The 16,351-nt window shown below is 71.1% G+C and carries 16 protein-coding genes; 5 read left to right on the top strand and 11 right to left on the bottom strand.

Annotated elements, in window-relative coordinates; genetic code table 11:
- Positions 1-30: 30 nt before the first annotated feature.
- The 3 genes from ACFT2C_RS17720 to ACFT2C_RS17730 are packed head-to-tail and all read right to left on the bottom strand — an operon-like array spanning position 31 to position 2,638.
- On the bottom strand, positions 31-870 hold the full coding sequence (locus tag ACFT2C_RS17720; RefSeq protein ID WP_377208384.1) for an ABC transporter permease: 840 nt from the start codon (positions 868-870) through the stop codon (positions 31-33).
- Entirely contained in the window at positions 867-1,709 is an 843-nt protein-coding gene (locus ACFT2C_RS17725; RefSeq protein WP_377208385.1) for an ABC transporter permease, read from the bottom strand. Before ACFT2C_RS17725 ends, ACFT2C_RS17720 begins: the two co-directional genes overlap by 4 nt.
- Complete coding sequence (locus ACFT2C_RS17730) at positions 1,709-2,638, bottom strand: ABC transporter ATP-binding protein (protein WP_377208386.1); 930 nt, start codon at positions 2,636-2,638, stop codon at positions 1,709-1,711. Before ACFT2C_RS17730 ends, ACFT2C_RS17725 begins: the two co-directional genes overlap by 1 nt.
- A 163-nt stretch (positions 2,639-2,801) precedes the next feature.
- On the opposite strand from ACFT2C_RS17730, the gene ACFT2C_RS17735 reads away from it, so the two are divergent.
- A complete protein-coding gene (locus ACFT2C_RS17735; RefSeq protein WP_377208387.1) occupies positions 2,802-3,380 on the top strand; it encodes a hypothetical protein in 579 nt (192 codons plus the stop codon).
- 89 nt (positions 3,381-3,469) lie between these two features.
- Here ACFT2C_RS17735 and ACFT2C_RS17740 read toward each other — a convergent pair whose 3' ends face one another.
- From ACFT2C_RS17740 to ACFT2C_RS17750, 3 genes are all read right to left on the bottom strand, one after another.
- Positions 3,470-5,074, bottom strand: coding sequence for a cellulase family glycosylhydrolase (locus ACFT2C_RS17740; protein ID WP_377208388.1), 1,605 nt, complete (start codon positions 5,072-5,074; stop codon positions 3,470-3,472).
- A 348-nt stretch (positions 5,075-5,422) separates the two neighbouring features.
- The gene (locus ACFT2C_RS17745; RefSeq protein WP_377208389.1) at positions 5,423-6,079 is read right to left on the bottom strand and encodes a response regulator; all 657 of its coding nucleotides are present in this window, start codon (positions 6,077-6,079) and stop codon (positions 5,423-5,425) included.
- Positions 6,076-7,467 carry a sensor histidine kinase gene (locus tag ACFT2C_RS17750; protein ID WP_377208390.1) on the bottom strand — a complete coding sequence of 464 codons (1,392 nt, stop codon included), beginning with the start codon at positions 7,465-7,467 and terminating at the stop codon, positions 6,076-6,078. The genes ACFT2C_RS17745 and ACFT2C_RS17750 overlap by 4 nt, the downstream gene beginning before the upstream one ends.
- A 109-nt stretch (positions 7,468-7,576) precedes the next feature.
- On the opposite strand from ACFT2C_RS17750, the gene ACFT2C_RS17755 reads away from it, so the two are divergent.
- Positions 7,577-8,311 carry a GAP family protein gene (locus ACFT2C_RS17755; RefSeq protein ID WP_377208391.1) on the top strand — a complete coding sequence of 245 codons (735 nt, stop codon included), beginning with the start codon at positions 7,577-7,579 and terminating at the stop codon, positions 8,309-8,311.
- 52 nt (positions 8,312-8,363) lie between these two features.
- Here the strand turns inward: ACFT2C_RS17755 and ACFT2C_RS17760 are convergent, their stop codons facing one another.
- From ACFT2C_RS17760 to ACFT2C_RS17775, 4 genes are all read right to left on the bottom strand, one after another.
- Complete coding sequence (locus ACFT2C_RS17760; protein ID WP_377208392.1) at positions 8,364-9,494, bottom strand: branched-chain amino acid aminotransferase; 1,131 nt, start codon at positions 9,492-9,494, stop codon at positions 8,364-8,366.
- Positions 9,495-9,651: 157 nt separating this feature from the next.
- A complete protein-coding gene (locus tag ACFT2C_RS17765) occupies positions 9,652-10,710 on the bottom strand; it encodes a 3-isopropylmalate dehydrogenase (protein ID WP_377208393.1) in 1,059 nt (352 codons plus the stop codon).
- A gap of 80 nt (positions 10,711-10,790) precedes the next feature.
- Positions 10,791-11,336, bottom strand: coding sequence for a pyridoxamine 5'-phosphate oxidase family protein (locus ACFT2C_RS17770; protein ID WP_377208394.1), 546 nt, complete (start codon positions 11,334-11,336; stop codon positions 10,791-10,793).
- 41 nt (positions 11,337-11,377) lie between these two features.
- The gene (locus ACFT2C_RS17775) at positions 11,378-11,776 is read right to left on the bottom strand and encodes a VOC family protein (RefSeq protein WP_377208425.1); all 399 of its coding nucleotides are present in this window, start codon (positions 11,774-11,776) and stop codon (positions 11,378-11,380) included.
- Between the two features lie 184 nt (positions 11,777-11,960).
- Here ACFT2C_RS17775 and ACFT2C_RS17780 point away from each other — a divergent pair, with 184 nt between their 5' ends.
- Positions 11,961-13,169, top strand: a complete 1,209-nt coding sequence (locus ACFT2C_RS17780; RefSeq protein ID WP_377208395.1) for a M20 family metallopeptidase — start codon at positions 11,961-11,963, stop codon at positions 13,167-13,169.
- An 80-nt stretch (positions 13,170-13,249) separates the two neighbouring features.
- On the opposite strand, the gene ACFT2C_RS17785 is transcribed toward ACFT2C_RS17780, so the two are convergent.
- A complete protein-coding gene (locus ACFT2C_RS17785; protein ID WP_377208396.1) occupies positions 13,250-13,864 on the bottom strand; it encodes an ASCH domain-containing protein in 615 nt (204 codons plus the stop codon).
- Positions 13,865-14,046: 182 nt separating this feature from the next.
- Between ACFT2C_RS17785 and ACFT2C_RS17790 the strand changes: the two genes are divergently transcribed.
- Together ACFT2C_RS17790 and ACFT2C_RS17795 are read left to right on the top strand one after the other, a co-directional pair.
- Positions 14,047-15,303, top strand: a complete 1,257-nt coding sequence (locus ACFT2C_RS17790) for a glycine betaine/L-proline ABC transporter ATP-binding protein (protein ID WP_377208397.1) — start codon at positions 14,047-14,049, stop codon at positions 15,301-15,303.
- On the top strand, positions 15,296-16,213 hold the full coding sequence (locus ACFT2C_RS17795) for an ABC transporter permease (protein ID WP_377208398.1): 918 nt from the start codon (positions 15,296-15,298) through the stop codon (positions 16,211-16,213). The genes ACFT2C_RS17790 and ACFT2C_RS17795 overlap by 8 nt, the downstream gene beginning before the upstream one ends.
- Positions 16,214-16,351: the final 138 nt, after the last annotated feature.

Below are 16,351 nucleotides of genomic sequence, written 5' to 3' on the forward strand. Positions count from 1 at the left end.
GGGTGGCCTGAGGTTCGGACGCGTCCCGGCTCAGGACAGCAGGAGCTTCTCCAGGCGGGCCGACGCCGCGACCGCGCCCACCAGGCCGAGCCCCACGAGGTACGCCACGTGGACCCAGATCCCCGCGTCGACCTGGCCCAGCATGAGCGCTCGTTCGAGCGCCACGCCGTGGTACAGCGGGGTGGCCTGCACCAGCCACTGGAGCGCCGGCGGGTACGTCGCCAGGGGAAAGAACGTGGCGCTGAACAGGAACATGGGCTGGATCGCGAGGGTCACGTAGTCGAAGTCGACCCAGGACCGCATGAACGTGGTGGCGAACATGCCGATCGCCGCGAACGCGAACCCGATGAGCACGGCTGCAGGCAGGGCGAGCAGCGCCCACCACGACGTGACGGCGCCCGCGAGCGCCGCGACGACCAGGAACAGGCCGGAGTAGATGGCGCCGCGGATGAGCGACCAGCAGATCTCGCCCACCGCGATGTCTCGTGGCCCGAGCGGGGTCGCCAGCACGGCGTCGTACAGCTTGGCGTACTTGAGCTTGAAGAACACGTTGAACGTGGAGTCGAAGACTGCCCCGTTCATGGCGGACGCCGCGAGCAGGGCGGGCGCCACGAACGCCGCGTACGGCACCACGGCGCCGGAGTCGGTGGTCACGGTCCGGACCAGGCTGCCGATGCCGATCCCCATGGAGAACAGGTAGAACACGGGCTCGGCGAAGCCTGTGACCAGCGCTATCCACAGGTGCCGGTAGGCGCGGATGTTGCGCTCCACGAGCATGCGCGCCATCCCGGCGCCGGCGGGGATGGGCACGGCCCGGGCGATGCGGGAGGCGAGGCCGCGTCGGTCGACCGGCGCTGTCGTCGTGCTCACTTGACCAGCCTCCTGGTCAGGGCTCGCTCGCACAGCACCCAGCCGACCAGGACGAACACCAGGAGCACACCCACGTGCAGTGCCAGCCAGGGCGGGTCGACGGCGCCCAGGGCGACCATGCGCGCGGACTCGACGCCGTGCCACAGGGGGGTCACCCAGGCGAGCGGCTGCATCCAGGCCGGGAGCTGGTCGATCGGGAAGAAGGTGCCGCTGAACAGCATGAGCGGGGTCGCGATGAGGCGGAACAGGATGGTGAACCCGTCCTCGGTCTCCTGGGTCGCGGTGAAAGCGAAGATGGGGACCGTGAAGGCGAGGCCGGTGAGCACGGCGATCGGGAGGCACCACAGCGCGCCCCACGTGGTGAACCCGTTGAACAGGGACGCGACCAGCATGAACACGGCGGTGGAGACGACCAGCCGGCCGGCGATCGAGCCGAGGTGCCCGACCAGGATGTCCCGTACGCGCAGCGGAGTGGCGAGCATGGAGTCGTAGAGCCTGCTCCACTTGATGTAGTCCATCACCGGATAGGTCGCCTCGAACATGGCGAGCCACATGGTCTGCATGACCACGATCGCCGGCGCCACGAACTGCAGGTAGGGCACGCCGCCGAGGCCGCCGGTGCGCTCGTCGATCAGCGAGCCGAGGCCGATACCCATGGCCAGCAGGAAGAACAGCGGCGACACGAACGTGCTGATGATGGTGCCGCGCAGCGTCCGCCGGTAGACGAGCAGCAGGTACCCCGTCACGGCGCCGATCCGCTCCCGCGCCGCCAGCGGCGGGCGCGGGCCGTGCTCGCCGCGTGCGGTGAACGTGTCGGTGCTCATCAGCCCGCTGGTCATCAGTCCACCAGCGTCCGGCCGGTCAGGTGCAGGAACACGTCTTCCAGGGTGGAACGGCGCACCAGCGACGACAAGGGCTGGACACCGCGTTCGTGGACGCCGGCCGCCGCCGCGTCGCCGTCCTCCGCGTAGACCAGCAGGCGGTCCGGCAGCACCTCGATGCGCTCGCCGATGCCCGCGATCTTGGCGCCGAACTCGGCGTGGTCGTCGGCGTCGAACCGCAGCTCGAGCACCTCGCGCGTGGAGTGCCGCCGGATCAGCGCCTGCGGCGACCCCTCGGCGACGATGCGCCCGTGGTCCATGACGACGAGCCGGTCGCACAGCTGCTCCGCCTCGTCCATGTAGTGCGTGGTCAGGATCAGGGTGACGCCCTGCCGCTTGAGCCGGAACAGCCGGTCCCAGAGCAGGTGGCGAGCCTGCGGGTCGAGGCCGGTGGTCGGCTCGTCGAGCAGCAGCATCTCCGGGGTGCTGATCAGCGCCCGGGCGATCGTCAGGCGACGTTTCATGCCGCCCGACAGCGGCTCCACCCGATCCTTGGCGCGCTCCGTCAGCTGTGCGAACTCCAGGAGCTCGACCGCACGCTCGCGCACCTGGGCGCGCGACAGGCCGAAGTACCTGCCGTACACCCACATGTTCTCCTCGACCGTGAGCTCCTGGTCCAGCTGGTCCTGCTGGGGAACGACGCCGAGCCGGGCGCGGATCTGCGGCCCGTGGGTGGCCGGGTCCTGACCGAAGATCCGCAGCTCGCCGCTCGTCACCGGCGACACTGCCCCGACCATGCGCATGGTCGACGACTTGCCGGCCCCGTTGGGTCCCAGGAATCCGAACGACTCCCCCTTGTGCACGGCGAAGTCGACGCCGTCGACCGCGGTGAGGTCGCCGAACCTCTTGGTCAGACCGCGCGCGCTGAGGAGGATCTCTTCGGCCATGCCTCACACCCTAGGACGGGCCACCGACACGGCGAGCGGGGCGGCGAGCGACACGGCGGGGAAGCTCCCGGTCGTGTGACGCCGGCCCTTCGGCTCCGTGCCGTGCGACGTCGGCCGATATGTGCTGGAGTGGACATAGGGCTGACAACCGGGAGGTACCGCGATGAGTGACCCGAACCGCCCCTACGACCCCGACTACGGGGAACAGCCTCCTCCGGCCTATCCGCCGCCGGCGCAGGCACCGGGGACGCCGACCCGGCCGGTGGGGCAGACACCCGACGAGACGGTCCAGCCCGTCACGGCCGGAACGGAGGACCCGCGCCTCGGACTCGAGGTGGGCCGCTTCTGGGCCGGGGCGCTGGCGACGATGCTCGTGGCCGGCCTCATCGGGCTCGCCGCGGACTTCATCCTCGAGGAGGTCTTGCACCTCGAGATCAGCTCTCAGGCCGACCTGCTCAGCACCGGATCCGACATGATGGCCTGGGTCGTCGCGGGAGCGCTCTTCGCCCTGGTGGCCGCCGTCCTGCTCTATGTTCTCGTGCTGAGCACGCCGCGCCCGAGGACGTTCTTCGGCTGGGTGGTCGGTCTCGCCACCGCGATCCTCGCCGCCCTGCCGTTCGCCGGCGACTTCGAGCTCGTGCCGGCCATCCTCGCCGCGCTCGTCTGGATAGTCATCGGCTCCGCGACCTACTCGCTCCTGACCGGCACGCTGAGCCGAACGGTCGTGCAGCGCACGCCCTGATCCTCACTGTGTTGTGAGCGGGATCGTTGCGACTAGACGCCCGTCTTAGCCGCAACGATCGCGCCCACAACAAGTGAGGATCACGCGGGTCAGGGGATGCCGGTTACCGTGGTTCCCGTCTTGGTCAGGGTGTAGGTGACCGTGTCGCCGCTCCAGAAGTGGAACGTCAGGTCGACCCTGCCGTCGTTCACCTCGGCGAAGAAGTCCGGGGTGAGGGTGATGGTCCGTGCCGCGTAGTCCGGGCTGAACGTCACGTCGAACTGCTTGTACGACGTCCAGCTCGCCGGCCCCGCGTTGGAACCGTCCGCGTACGTCGCCTCCATGGTCGCGAGCTGGTCGCCGTTGAACGACGTCGGGATCTTGAACGACGCCGTCGTGCCCGAGGCGGCCCGGAGCACAGACGTCGCCTGGTTGATGATCCGCAGCGTCCACGGCACACCACTCGAGTACCGGACCACGAGCTTGGCGGCCGGACCCGGCTTCCGATCGCCCGCGAGCCGCTTCAGCAGCGCGGCCGACAGCGTGAGCTTGTTGCCCACCCGGATGTAGTCGGTCCCCGCCTTCAGCTTCGCGCCGTCGTGCAGGAGGGCCTGGAAGCTGGTCCCGTTCGGGTTGAGGCTGAGACGCCGGGCGGAGATGCCGCCCGAGGCGGGCACGAACACCAGGTCCGACGTCGCCGTCCCCGACCGCTGCGTCCAGCTCGACGAGATCTGGGCGAACAGTGCCCGGTCTCGCCACCTGTTCGCGGTGCGGTCGAAGTGCTGCCCGTTGTCCCAGAGCATCGTCGTGAAGCCGCGCTGCCGGGCGGCATAGCCGAAGTACTCGAAGTACTTCAGCTTCTCGCCCTGCTCGATGGTCCCGATGTTGTTGTCGAACCCGAGCAGACCGTACTCCCCGATGATCACCGGCACGCCACGTGCGGTGAACGCGGAGCTCACCAGGTCGAGCTGGTCGATCAGGCTCTGCCGCGACTCGGCGTTGAACCGGGTGTAACCGGCGATGTTCACGCTGAAGTGCCAGGGCCCGTAGTTGTGCACGGTGGCGATGAGGTTCGGGTCGTCCAGGGCGGCGATCTCCGCGGCCAGGGCGTCGAGCAGGGCCGGATCGGACCCCGTGTGCAGCGTCGGCAGCACCAGCGGCCGCGTCGCGTTCACGCCGCCCGAACCACGCACGATCTCGTGGAACACCCTGTTGAGCTCGGCCAGCAGCTCGAGCTCCTGGGCCTCGCCCGAGCTGCCCGCGAACTGCGGCTCGTTGACGCTCTCGAACGTGAGCCGGGGGCTCTCGTTCTTGAATCGCTCGGCGATCTGCGTCCACGTGTCGCTGTAGCGGTCGAGCACGGCGTCATGGTCGGTGGGCATCGCGTTCACCCACTGCCAGGAGTCGTGGTGGACGTTGATCATCACGTAGAAACCGTCATCGAGTGCCCAGTCCACCACCTCCTGGACCCGGTCGAGGTAGGCCGGGTCGATCGTGTGGTCCGGAGCGCCGCCCTGGTGCTGGCTCCACGTCACGGGGATGCGGATGCTGTTGAACCCCTGAGCACGAATCTGGTTCAGGAACTCCTCGGTGATGCGCGGGTTGCCCCACGACGTCTCGTCGCTACCGGTCGAGTCGAGGGCGTTGCCCAGGTTCCAGCCGGGCTGCATGGCGGCAGCGATGTCCGTGATCGTTGCCTGGGGCTCCGCCCCCACCGTGTTGTTGACCTGCAGCGGCGCGGCCTGCCCGTCCGTCGCGGCACGTACTTCCGCAGTGGCAGGTGCCTTCGCTGGGGCACGAGCCCCTTGCCTGGCGATGCTTTCAGGCTGTGGACTGTTGGTCGTCTCGGTCCCGGCCGCTGGTGCGACCGAGGTGAGAATGAGTGCGAAGCCGGCGGCTATGCCAGCCAGGCTGCGCGCAGTTCTCTGCATGGACAAGAAGGCCCTTCTGGGGGAGGTACCTGCGGGAACGCCCCAATGCTGGGGGCGGGACGCGATGGCGTCAAGGTTTGGTTCGCCTCGCGTGCACCCGGAGCCGCACGACAGCCCGCACCCCCTGAGTGCCTACGCGAGACCCGCATCCCGCGCGGCGATCGCCGCCTGGACACGCGAGGTGACGCCGAGCTTGGCGAGCACCCTGGACACATGGGTCTTGGCGGTGGCCTCGCTGATCATCAGCTCGCCGGCCAGCTCCGCGTTCGACAGTCCGCTCCCGAGGCCCGCCAGCACGTCGCGCTCGCGCGGCGTCAGGTCCGCGGGCAGCTCCTTCGCCGGGCCGCGATGGCGGACGCCGTTCCCCTCGCGCGGCGCGGACAGCTCCGCGATGAGGCGGCGCGTGACCTCCGGCGCGACCACGCCGTCGCCCGCCGCGACGTGCCGCACGGCGTCCACCAGCGCCGTCGCCTCCGCCGTCTTCAGGAGAAAGCCCGCGGCTCCCGCCCGCAGCGCGCCGAACACGTACTCGTCCAGGTCGAAGGTCGTGAGCACCAGAACCTCGGACAACCCCTCCTCGACGATCTGCCGGGTCGCGGTCACGCCGTCGGTCCCCGGCATCCGGACGTCCATGAGCACGACGTCGGGGCGCAGCGCCCGCGCGTTCGCCACCGCCACCGCGCCGTCGCCGGCCTCGCCGACCACCTCGATGTCGCCGGCCGTCGCGAGCAGCATCCGCAGGCCCGCGCGGATCGCCGCGTGGTCGTCGGCGAGCAGGACGCGGATCATGCGCGAAGTCCCGGCGCGGGGGTTGGCGCGTCGGGCGACAGCTCGGCGGGCTCGGCGGGCTCGCGATCAGGCAGGGGCAGGACGGCCCGGACCCGCCACCCCGCGCCGTCGGGCCTCCCGCCCGGCCCCGCCTCGAAGGTCCCGCCGATGGACTCGACGCGCTCCTGCATGGAGACCAGCCCGAGGCCGGTCCCGACGCCGACGTCGGCCGGGTCGCGAAGCGTGTCGCCGGGGCGCAGGCCGGTGTCGTGCACCTCGATCTCCAGCCGGTCACCCGCGGCGACACGAAGCTCCGCGCGGGCGCCGCCGTGCTTGAGCACGTTCGTCAGCGACTCCCGCACCACCCGGTACACCGAGTGGTCCACCGCCGCGGGCAGGACGGCACCACCGGTCAGCACGCCGTCGGGATCGGTCACCGTGAGGTCCAGCCCGCCGAGCCGCACCTGCTCCAGCACGGGTGCGAGCTGCGCCACCCGCGGCGCGGCCAGGAGGTCGGAGGCGCCCGACGCCCGGACCGAGCCCGTGCCCTCCGCGGCCCCGGCCCCGCCGTCCGCCCCTGGACCGTCCTGACCCGTCTCGGCGCGCAGCACCCGGATCATCGCCTGCATGTCCCGCAGCGAGGCGAGGCTCTCCGCGCGGATGCTGCGCAGCGCCGCGCGGTCGCGCTCGGGCTCGGACGGGCCGGCGAGCGCGGCGCCCGAGGTGATGGTGATCGCGGAGAGGTGCGAGGCGACGACGTCGTGCAGGTCGCGGGCGACGGCGGTGCGCTCGGTGCGGACGGCGTCGTGCCGCGCGGCCTCGGCGAGCCGGAGGAGCGCGGTGCTGCGATCGCGCTCGAGCCGCCCCCGCTCGTGCGCGGCGGCGGTCAGCTCGCGGCCCTGGCGCACGTTGGCGCCCCACCACATCGGCATGACCAGCAGCGTGACCGCCTGGATCCCGGCGAGCACCGCCGCCCTGACGTCGTTCGTCTCCTGGCCGACCACGATCATGAAGGCGAGCGAGACGACTGCGACGCCGACGGCGGTGACGCGCCGCGCCGCCGGGCGACCGTGCAGGTGGACGGCGTAGAGCGCCTCCCACAGGATCACGAAGAGGCCGACGCTGCCACCGAGCGCGACGTCGGCCGCGAACGCGGCGGTGGCCACTCCCAGCGCGCCGAGCGGGTGGCTCCGGCGCCAGACCAGCGCGGTGCAGCCGACGACGGCCAGGACGGCGAACCACCAGGACGGCACGTTCCCAGGCCCGCTCCAGGAGGTCCGGACCAGGCCCAGTGCGTCGAGCGTCAGCGCTATGACCAGGAGGCCTGCCGCCGTGATGACGTCTCCGCGCCGGTCCTCGGCCATGACCATCCTGGCGACGGGCGCGATCGGGCCGGGCAGGCGGAACATGCCACCATCTCAGCACGGGGAGGCGTGCGGCGGATCATCCGAAGGATGTATGCGGCTCTCGGCACTTCGGCCGATGTGTCCGCGCGGGGCCCGCGCCAGGCTGTGCCGCATGGACTTCCTCTCCGCCGAGCTCACGGGCGCCGCGCTGGTCGGTGCCCTGGCCGTGCTCGCGCTCATCGACTCGACGAGCTTCGGCACCCTGCTCATCCCGGTGTGGCTGCTGATGGCGCCGGGTCGGGTCCGCGTGGGGCGGATGCTGCTGTACCTCGGGTCCATCGCCGGGTTCTACGCGCTGGTCGGGCTGTCGATCCTGCTCGGGGCGGGCGCGCTGAGCGACACGCTCACTGCCCTGTCCGGCACCCGCCCGTTCCTGATCGCGCAGCTCCTCCTGGGCGTCGGGCTGTTCGCGTGGAGCTTCAAGCTGGAGCCCGCCGGCGGCCGAAAGCCCGACCGGCCGGCGCGGACGGGCCGGGTGAGCCGCTGGCGCGAGCGGGTGCTCGGCAGCGAGTCGGGAAGCGGTGCGGCGCTGGCCGGGCTCGCGGTCGGGGCCGGGCTGGTCGAGGTCGCGACGATGCTCCCCTACCTCGCGGCGCTCGGCCTGATCGGGACGCAAGGTCCGGGCTGGCCGGCGTCGGGCCTCTGGATCCTGGGGTACTGCGTGGTCATGGTCGCGCCCGCGCTCGGGCTGACCGCCGCCCGGGTGCTCGCGGCGCGGCTCGTGGAGCGTCCGCTGGGCCGGCTGGACGGCTGGCTCACCCGGAACGCCGCGAGCACCACCGCCTGGGTGGTGGGCATCGTGGGCTTCCTGGTCGCCCGCGACGCCATATCCCGCCTCTGGCCCTGACGGGTCCGCGAAGTAGAGCGCCTGTCCGGACAGGCGCTCTACCGCGCGGAACTCAGGCCAGGCGGCGCATCCAGTTGTGGCGGTCCTCGGCGCGGCCGTACTGGATGTCGGTGAGCTCCTGGCGGATCGCCAGCGTCAGCTCGCCCGGCTCCCCGCCGTTGACCTCGTGGTTGAACGTCGCCCCGGCGAGGCGCCCGACCGGCGTCACGACGGCGGCCGTGCCGCACGCGAAGAACTCCTTGACCTTGCCGGACTTGAGCCCTGCCGCGACCTCCGCGAGCGGGATCCGCCGCTCCACCACCTCGTACCCGCGGTCCGCGGCGAGCTGGAGGACGGAGGCGCGGGTGATCCCCTCCAGGATCGAGCCGAGCTCGGGCGTGTGGAGGGTCCCGTCGTCCTGCACGAGGAACACGTTCATGCCGCCGAGCTCCTCGAGGTAGGTGCTGGTGGCCGCGTCGAGGAAGCAGACCTGGTCGAAGCCTTCCTGCTGCGCCTGGAGCTGCGGGAGGAGGCTCGCGGCGTAGTTGCCGCCGAACTTCGCGTCGCCGGTGCCTCCGGGCGGCCCTGCCCGGTGGTACTGCTCGGACACGTAGATCGACACCGGCTGGACGCCGCCCGGGAAGTACGGCCCGACCGGCGAGGCGATCACCAGGTACTCGGCCTCGAGCGCGGGGCGCACGCCGAGGAACACCTCCGACGCGTACATGAAGGGCCGCAGGTACAGGGACGAGTCCTCGCCGTCGGGCACCCAGTCGATGTCCGTGCGGACCAGGGCGGCCAGCGACCCGATGAAGTCGTCCACGCTGAGCGCGGGCAGCGCGAGGCGGTGCGCCGACCGGGCGAAGCGCGCCGCGTTCTGGTCCGGGCGGAACGTCCAGATGGAGCCGTCGGCGTGCTTGTAGGCCTTGAGGCCCTCGAAGATCTCCTGCGCGTAGTGCAGCACGGCCGTCGCGGGGTCGAGCTGCAGCGGACCGTACTTCTCGATCCGCCGGTCCCGCCAGCCGTCGGCGCTGGTCCAGGAGATCCGCGCCATGTGATCCGTGAACACCGTCCCGAACTTCGGCGCGCGGAGCGCGTCGACGCGCACCTCGTCCGGCGTCGGCACGTCCGTGGGCCGCACGTCGAAGAGCGCGACGAGGTTTTCGAGCCGGGTCGGGAGGATGGGGTCCGTCGTTGTTGTCATGTCGATGCCTTTCACCGGAATGCTGTTGTCAGTCTTCCACGCCCGGCACGGCAGGAGGAGCATTCCGAGCCGGGCGCGTGCCCGGACGGCCTTCGACGTACGACGGCGGCGCCCGGGTGCGGTCTGCGTGACCCGGGCGCCGCCGTCGTGCAGCGGGTTACTCGGTCACGCGGGCCGCGATGTCGCGGCCTACCTGGTCGGTGGTGCGTACAGCGTCGCCGCGGGCCGCGAGGTCCGCCGCAACGGCATCCTGGACCCGCGCGGACTCGGCCGCGAAGCCCAGGTGGTCCAGCAGGAGGGCGACCGAGAGGATGGTCGCCGTGGGGTCGGCCTTGCCCTGGCCCGCGATGTCGGGCGCCGAGCCGTGCACCGGCTCGAACATCGACGGCGTGGTGCGGTCCGGATTGATGTTGGCCGACGCCGCCAGCCCGATGCCGCCCGTGATCGCCGCGGCCTGGTCGGTGAGGATGTCACCGAAGAGGTTGTCGGTGACGATCACGTCGAACCGGCTCGGGTTGGTCGTGAGGTAGATGGTCGCGGCGTCGACGTGCGCGTAGTCGGTGGTGACATCGGGGAACTCGGCGTTCACCTTTTCGACGGTGCGGCGCCACAGGTGACCGGCGTGCACCAGCACGTTGTGCTTGTGCACCAGCGTGAGGTGCTTGCGCGTGCGGGCGTTCGCCCGGGTGAACGCGTCCCGGACCACGCGCTCGACGCCGAACGCGGTGTTGACGCTGACCTCGGTGGCGATCTCGTGGGGCGTGCCGACGCGCAGCGCGCCGCCGTTGCCGACGTAGGGGCCCTCGGTGCCCTCGCGGACGACGACGAAGTCGATCTCGCCCGGGTTGGCCAGCGGGCTCGAGACGCCCTCGTACAGCTTGGTCGGGCGCAGGTTCACGTAGTGGTCCAGCGCGAAGCGCAGCTTGAGCAGCAGGCCGCGCTCCAGCACGCCGCTCGGAACCGATGGGTCGCCGATGGCGCCCAGCAGGATCGCGTCGTGGCCCTTGATCTTCTCGAGGTCCTCGTCGGTGAGGGTCTCGCCGGTCGCGTGCCAGCGGCGCGCACCGAGGTCGAACTCGGTGGTGGAGAGCTTGGTGCCCGACGGCGCCAGCGCCGCCTCCAGCACCGCGAGGCCTTGCTCCACGACCTCGGTCCCTATGCCGTCACCTGCGACCACTGCGAGGTCGATGCCGCCTGTCGTACCCACCTGTGCCATGTCCGGAGCCTACGCGCGCGACCGGTTGCCTGAGACGCGGGTCTCACGTGATGGACGTCGAGATATTGACCGCGAGTGGCTCAGTCGAAAGTCCACGACGTCGCCCCGCCGGGGTCCCGCACGAACAGAGCGTTGGCCTTCGTCGGCGTCACGCGGTACACGTGCCACGGGGGCGGACCCGCCGACGGCGCGCTGTACGGCGCGGTCAGCGCCGTGCCGGACTCGTCCACACGCGCGGGCCAGCCGCCTGCGGCCGCGACCTCGGCAATGTGCGCGACCGTGGCAGGGTCGGTCACCAGCTCGGCCGTCCCGTCCACCACGATGTCGTAGTCGTCCGCCGCTACCGCGACGGTGCACCGCGGCTCGCGCTCCATGTTCCGCCCCTTGCGGGCACCTCGGCCGGACACGATGTAGAAACGGCCGTCGTCCCAGAACGCCCCGACGCCGGTGGTGTGCGGGCTGCCGTCGGCGTTGACCGTCGTGAGCCAGTGCGAGTGGCGGTCCGGGCCCCGGCCGCCCGGCGCCTGGTCCCCGACGTCGGCGAGCGCCGCGGCCACGGGTTCCCACTGCAGCGGCGGGAGATCGTAGAGGTCGCCGAGATTCTTGGTCTTCACCTGTGTGCTCATGGTGAACCGACCGCCGTCAGGCCGGAAACTCATCGACAGCGCTACTGCTCCCTGGCCGAGAGCACGCAGAACTCGTTGCCGTCCGGGTCCGCCAGGACGGTCCAGGACGCGTCGTCCGGCTGCCCGACGTCGATCACCCTCGCGCCCAGCTCCACCAGCCGGGCGATCTCGGCGTCCCGGTCGTCGCTCGTGTGCGGCGCGAAGTCCCAGTGCAGCCGGTTCTTGCCGGTCTTCTCGTGCTCGACCAGGACGAACACCATGCCCGGCGGCACCTGGTGGAAGTCGAGCTTCTCCGAGAGGTCGAGCGCCCACGGCGGCGCCACGACCGACTCCGAGTCCAGCTCGAAGATGACCTCCCAGCCCAGTGCCTCGGCCCACCAGCGGGCCAGCTTCTTGTGGTCGGTGGACTCCACCACCGTCGAGTACCAGCGCAGCGCCATCGCCTTCACCTCTCCTTGGGTCCTGATGCACACACGGTAGGACGAGCCACTGACACTCCCGATGACTTCCCTGTTCGCCCCGCGCTTGAAGCGCAGTTGATCGCCTCAGGAAACAGATCCGAAATCCCGAGTCAGCAGACTCGGCGGGCAGTCGCCTCGTGCCCGTCGGACCGGAAGGATCCCCGTGACCACCACCGAGCCCCTGGCCACCACGCCGGTCGCCGCGATCGTCGAGGAGCTGCGCCCGCTCCTCGACGCCCGCCGGGCCACGCTCGTCGACGTCGCCGCAGACCTCCACGCGCACCCCGAGATCCGGTTCACCGAGGTGCACGCGGCCGCCCGGCTCACGGCCGAGCTCGACCAGGCCGGCTTCGCCGTGACCCGCGGCTACGCCGGACTCGACACTGCGTTCGTCGCACGCTGGTCGACGCCGGACGCCGACGGGGCGCCGACGATCGCCGTGTTCTGCGAGTACGACGCGCTCGAGGGGATCGGCCACGCCTGCGGCCACAACATCATCGCGGCCGCCGGGCTCGGCGCCGGCCTGCTCGTCAAGGACGCGCTCGAGCAGACGCCCGTCGCGGCGAACCTCGTCGTCATCGGCAGTCCCGGCGAGGAGGGCGCGGCGGGCAAAGTCCCGATGATCGAGGCCGGCGTGCTCGACGGCGTCGACCTCGCGATCATGGTGCACCCCTCGGGCAGGAACGCGATCGACGGATCGAGCCTGTCCCGGATCGCGCTCGACGTCGACTTCGACGGCCGGGCGAGCCACGCCGCCGCGAGCCCTGAGCTCGGCATCAACGCGCTCGACGCCGCGACGCTGTCGCTCACGGCGATCGGCCTGCTGCGCCAGCAGCTGACCGACGACGTCCGCGTGCACGCGATCATCGTCGACGGCGGACAGGCGCCGAACATCATCCCGGAGCACGCCTCGCTCCGCGCCTTCATCCGCGCCCAGAACCGGGACCACCTGCTCGAGAACGTCGTGCCGCGGGTCCGCGCCTGCTTCGAGGGCGCCGCCGTCGCGACCGGTGCGTCGGTCCGCGCGGTCGAGAACACGCCACCGTACTTCTCGCTCGTGCAGAACCCGACACTCGTCGGCCTCGCCGCGGACGCCTACCGGGCGCTCGGCCGCGAGCCGCAGACCGGCGCGCCGGCCGGCGGGTCGACCGACATGGGCAACGTCAGCCAGGTCGTGCCGGCGATCCACCCGATGATCGAGCTCGAACCGGAGCTGACCCCGCACACGCGCGAGTTCGCCGCCGCGGCCGCCGGGCCGCACGCGGCGGCCGCGATCACGGACGGTGCCGCGATGCTCGCGGCCGTGGCGCTCGCGGCGTTCCGGGACACCACGATCGTCGAGCGCGCACAGGCGGAGTTCGCGGCGCGCTGAGCGACACGACGGGCCGGCACCGCGGCCTCAGCCGGCCCAGCCCGGCCCGGCCAGGCCGGCAGGCCGGCAGGCCGGACCAGTCAGGACTTCGGGTAGAGCAGCTCGAACCGCTCGCACACGACCGGCATGTCCTGCGTGAACTCGCGGCCCTCGCCGAGGTTCCGGCGGAAGTACGCCTCGTGGTCCGCGCGCCACGACTCGAGCGTGCCGTCGCCCTCGCCCTCCGCCGCCGCGAAGTCCTCCTCGACCTCCTCGAACGTCGTCGTCTCGACACTCGTCGTGCGGATCAGAGCCCGCGGGTGGCCCTCGCCGTCGAGCAGGATCGACAGCTCGCCGACCACCGGAAGGGGCGCGCCCTCGTCGTCGTAGTCCCACAGGGCCGACGTCGTCGCCGTCTTGTCGCCCGCCAGGACCGCGCCGAGCAGCTTCTCCGCGAGCTCCGGCTCGTCGCCGAACGACCACGCCTGCGGCGGCACGGTCTCGCTCACGGTCTGGCCGACGACGATGCTCGCCTTCGCCATGCCCGCGTACTGGCGCGCGGCACCCCAGAAGTCGAGGACCTCGGCGGCCAGCTCCGCGTCCTCGACGGGCACCGCCTCAGGGTCGAACGTCGCGGGGTCGAACGGCTCGACCCCGGACTCGGCGTCGGTCGGCCTGTCGTCGTCCGCGGCCTGCGGGTTCACGTCGTGAGTCACGGGGACATCCTGCCCTAACCACCGACGCCGGACGAGGGCCGGGACACGTTACAAGCGCTAAACGATCAGGTAACGGACGCTTACCGGGTTTGCATATTCGTGACTGATCGTGGTCGGGTGGACGACGGTTCGCGTCTTATCGACGTGTTTTCGACAATTTTCTGCCAAGGCAAGGGGACTCTGTGCCAGCCATCGAGGCACATCATCTGTACAAGGTGTTCGGCCGCAAGGGCCGCGAGGGCGTCAGGCGCCTCGAGGCCGGCGCCGACGCCGACGAGCTGAAGCGAGAGGGGCTGACGCCGGCGGTCATCGACGCGTCGTTCACCGTCGAGGAGGGCGAGATCTTCGTCGTCATGGGCCTGTCCGGGTCCGGCAAGTCGACGCTGATCCGCATGATCAACGGGCTCCACCCACCGACCGCCGGGCATGTGGAGCTCTACGGCGAGAACATCACCGCCGCGACCGGCAAGGACCTGCGCCGGCTGCGCCGCGAGCGGATCAGCATGGTGTTCCAGCACTTCGCGCTGTTCCCGCACCGCTCCGTCATCGACAACGCGGCCTACGGGCTGGAGACCCAGGGCGTCGGCAAGGAGGAACGGCGCAGCCGCGCCCACGACGCGCTGGAGCTGTGCGGCCTGACCGGCTGGGACGAGCACCTGCCCAGCGAGCTGTCCGGCGGCATGCAGCAGCGCGTCGGCCTCGCCCGCGCGCTCGCCGCCGACACCGACATCCTGCTGATGGACGAGGCGTTCAGCGCCCTCGACCCGCTGATCCGGCGCGACATGCAGGACCAGCTCATCGAGCTGCAGCAGAAGCTCGGCAAGACGATCCTGTTCATCACCCACGACCTCAACGAGGCCATGCGGATCGGCGACCGGATCGCCATGATGCGCAACGGGCGGATAGTCCAGGTCGGGACGGCCGAGGAGATCCTCACCGACCCCGCCAACGACTACGTCGCCCAGTTCGTCGCCGACGTCGACCGCACCCGGGTCCTGACGGCCTCCTCCGTCATGGAGCCCCCCGCCGCCGTCCTCGGCTCCGAGCAAGGGCCGCGCGCCGCGCACAAGCTGATGCGCGAGCACCAGCTCCCGGCGATGTTCGTCACCGGACGCGATCGCACCCTCAAGGGCTACGTCACCGAGGACGAGGTCGGCAGGCACCTCGACCACAAGGACATCACCAACCTCATGAAGCCGGTACCCGACTTCGCCCGGGTCACCCCCGACACCGCGCTCGCCGACCTGTTCGGCCCGGCCGCCGAGACCCCCGCCATCGCGGTGGTGGACGACGCCGGCCGGCTCAGCGGCGTCGTCCCGCGCATCACGCTGCTCTCGGCGCTCGCGGCCTACGCCGAGCCCGAGGCCGCGACCTCCCGCGAGGCCGAGGCCGCGCCGACGCCCGATTTCGACATGCTGAAGGAGGCCGTCCGTGATTGAGGGCGCCACTCCCCTGACGATCGTGCCCCCGCTTCCGGTCGGCGAGCTCTTCGAGACGGGGTTCGACTGGTTCAAGGACACCTTCGACGCCGTCTTCGACGCCATCGGCGACTTCATCAACGGCGTCATCGACGGGTTCTCCGGGCTCCTCCAGGGCCCGGAGCCGCTCGTCCTCGCGATCGCCTTCGCCCTGCTCGCCTGGCTCGTGCGCGACTGGAAGCTCGCGGTCGGGTCGCTGGTGGGCATGGTCGTGATCATCGGCATGGACATGTGGGACCCCGCCATGGAGACCCTGGCCCTCGTGGTGGTGGCAACGCTGTTCGCGTTGCTGATCGGGATCCCGCTGGGCATCTGGGCGGCTCGTTCACCCGCCGTCAGCCGCATCCTCAAGCCGGTCATGGACTTCATGCAGACCATGCCCGGCTTCGTCTGGCTGGTGCCGGTGGTCATCCTGTTCGGCATCGGCGTGGCCGGCGCCATGGTCGCCACCGTGATCTTCGCGCTTCCCCCCGCCGTCCGGCTCACCGAGCTCGGTATCCGCCAGGTCGACAGCGAGGTGGTCGAGGCCGGGCAGGCCTTCGGCGCCGGCCCGCGGCAGATCCTCAAGGACATCCAGCTGCCCCTGGCCCTGCCGACCCTGATGGCCGGAGTCAACCAGGTGATCATGCTCGCGCTGTCGATGGCCGTGATCGCCGGCCTGGTCGGCGGCGGCGGCCTCGGCAACGAGGTGGTCAGCGCCATCTCGACGCTCGACCTCGCGCTCGGGTTCGACGCCGGCATCTCCGTGGTGATCCTGGCGATCTTCCTGGACCGGCTGACGGCGTCGATCGGCTCCCGCCGTCCGGGGCACGGCCGGCTCCGCGAGCTGCGCAGCCGGTTCGTCCGGACGCCGGCCAGGACCGCGGCCTGAGCGCCGTCCGCCAGCTGAACGTCTCCCCCACCGAACGGCACCCCAACCGAACGGTTCACTACCCGCACGACTCCCTACCCGCACGACTCGTTACCCAACGACTCCCCACCCAACGATTCACATACGCGACTACGCATA

The organism is Promicromonospora sp. NPDC057138 (assembly GCF_042670845.1).
Lineage (GTDB): Bacteria > Actinomycetota > Actinomycetes > Actinomycetales > Cellulomonadaceae > Promicromonospora.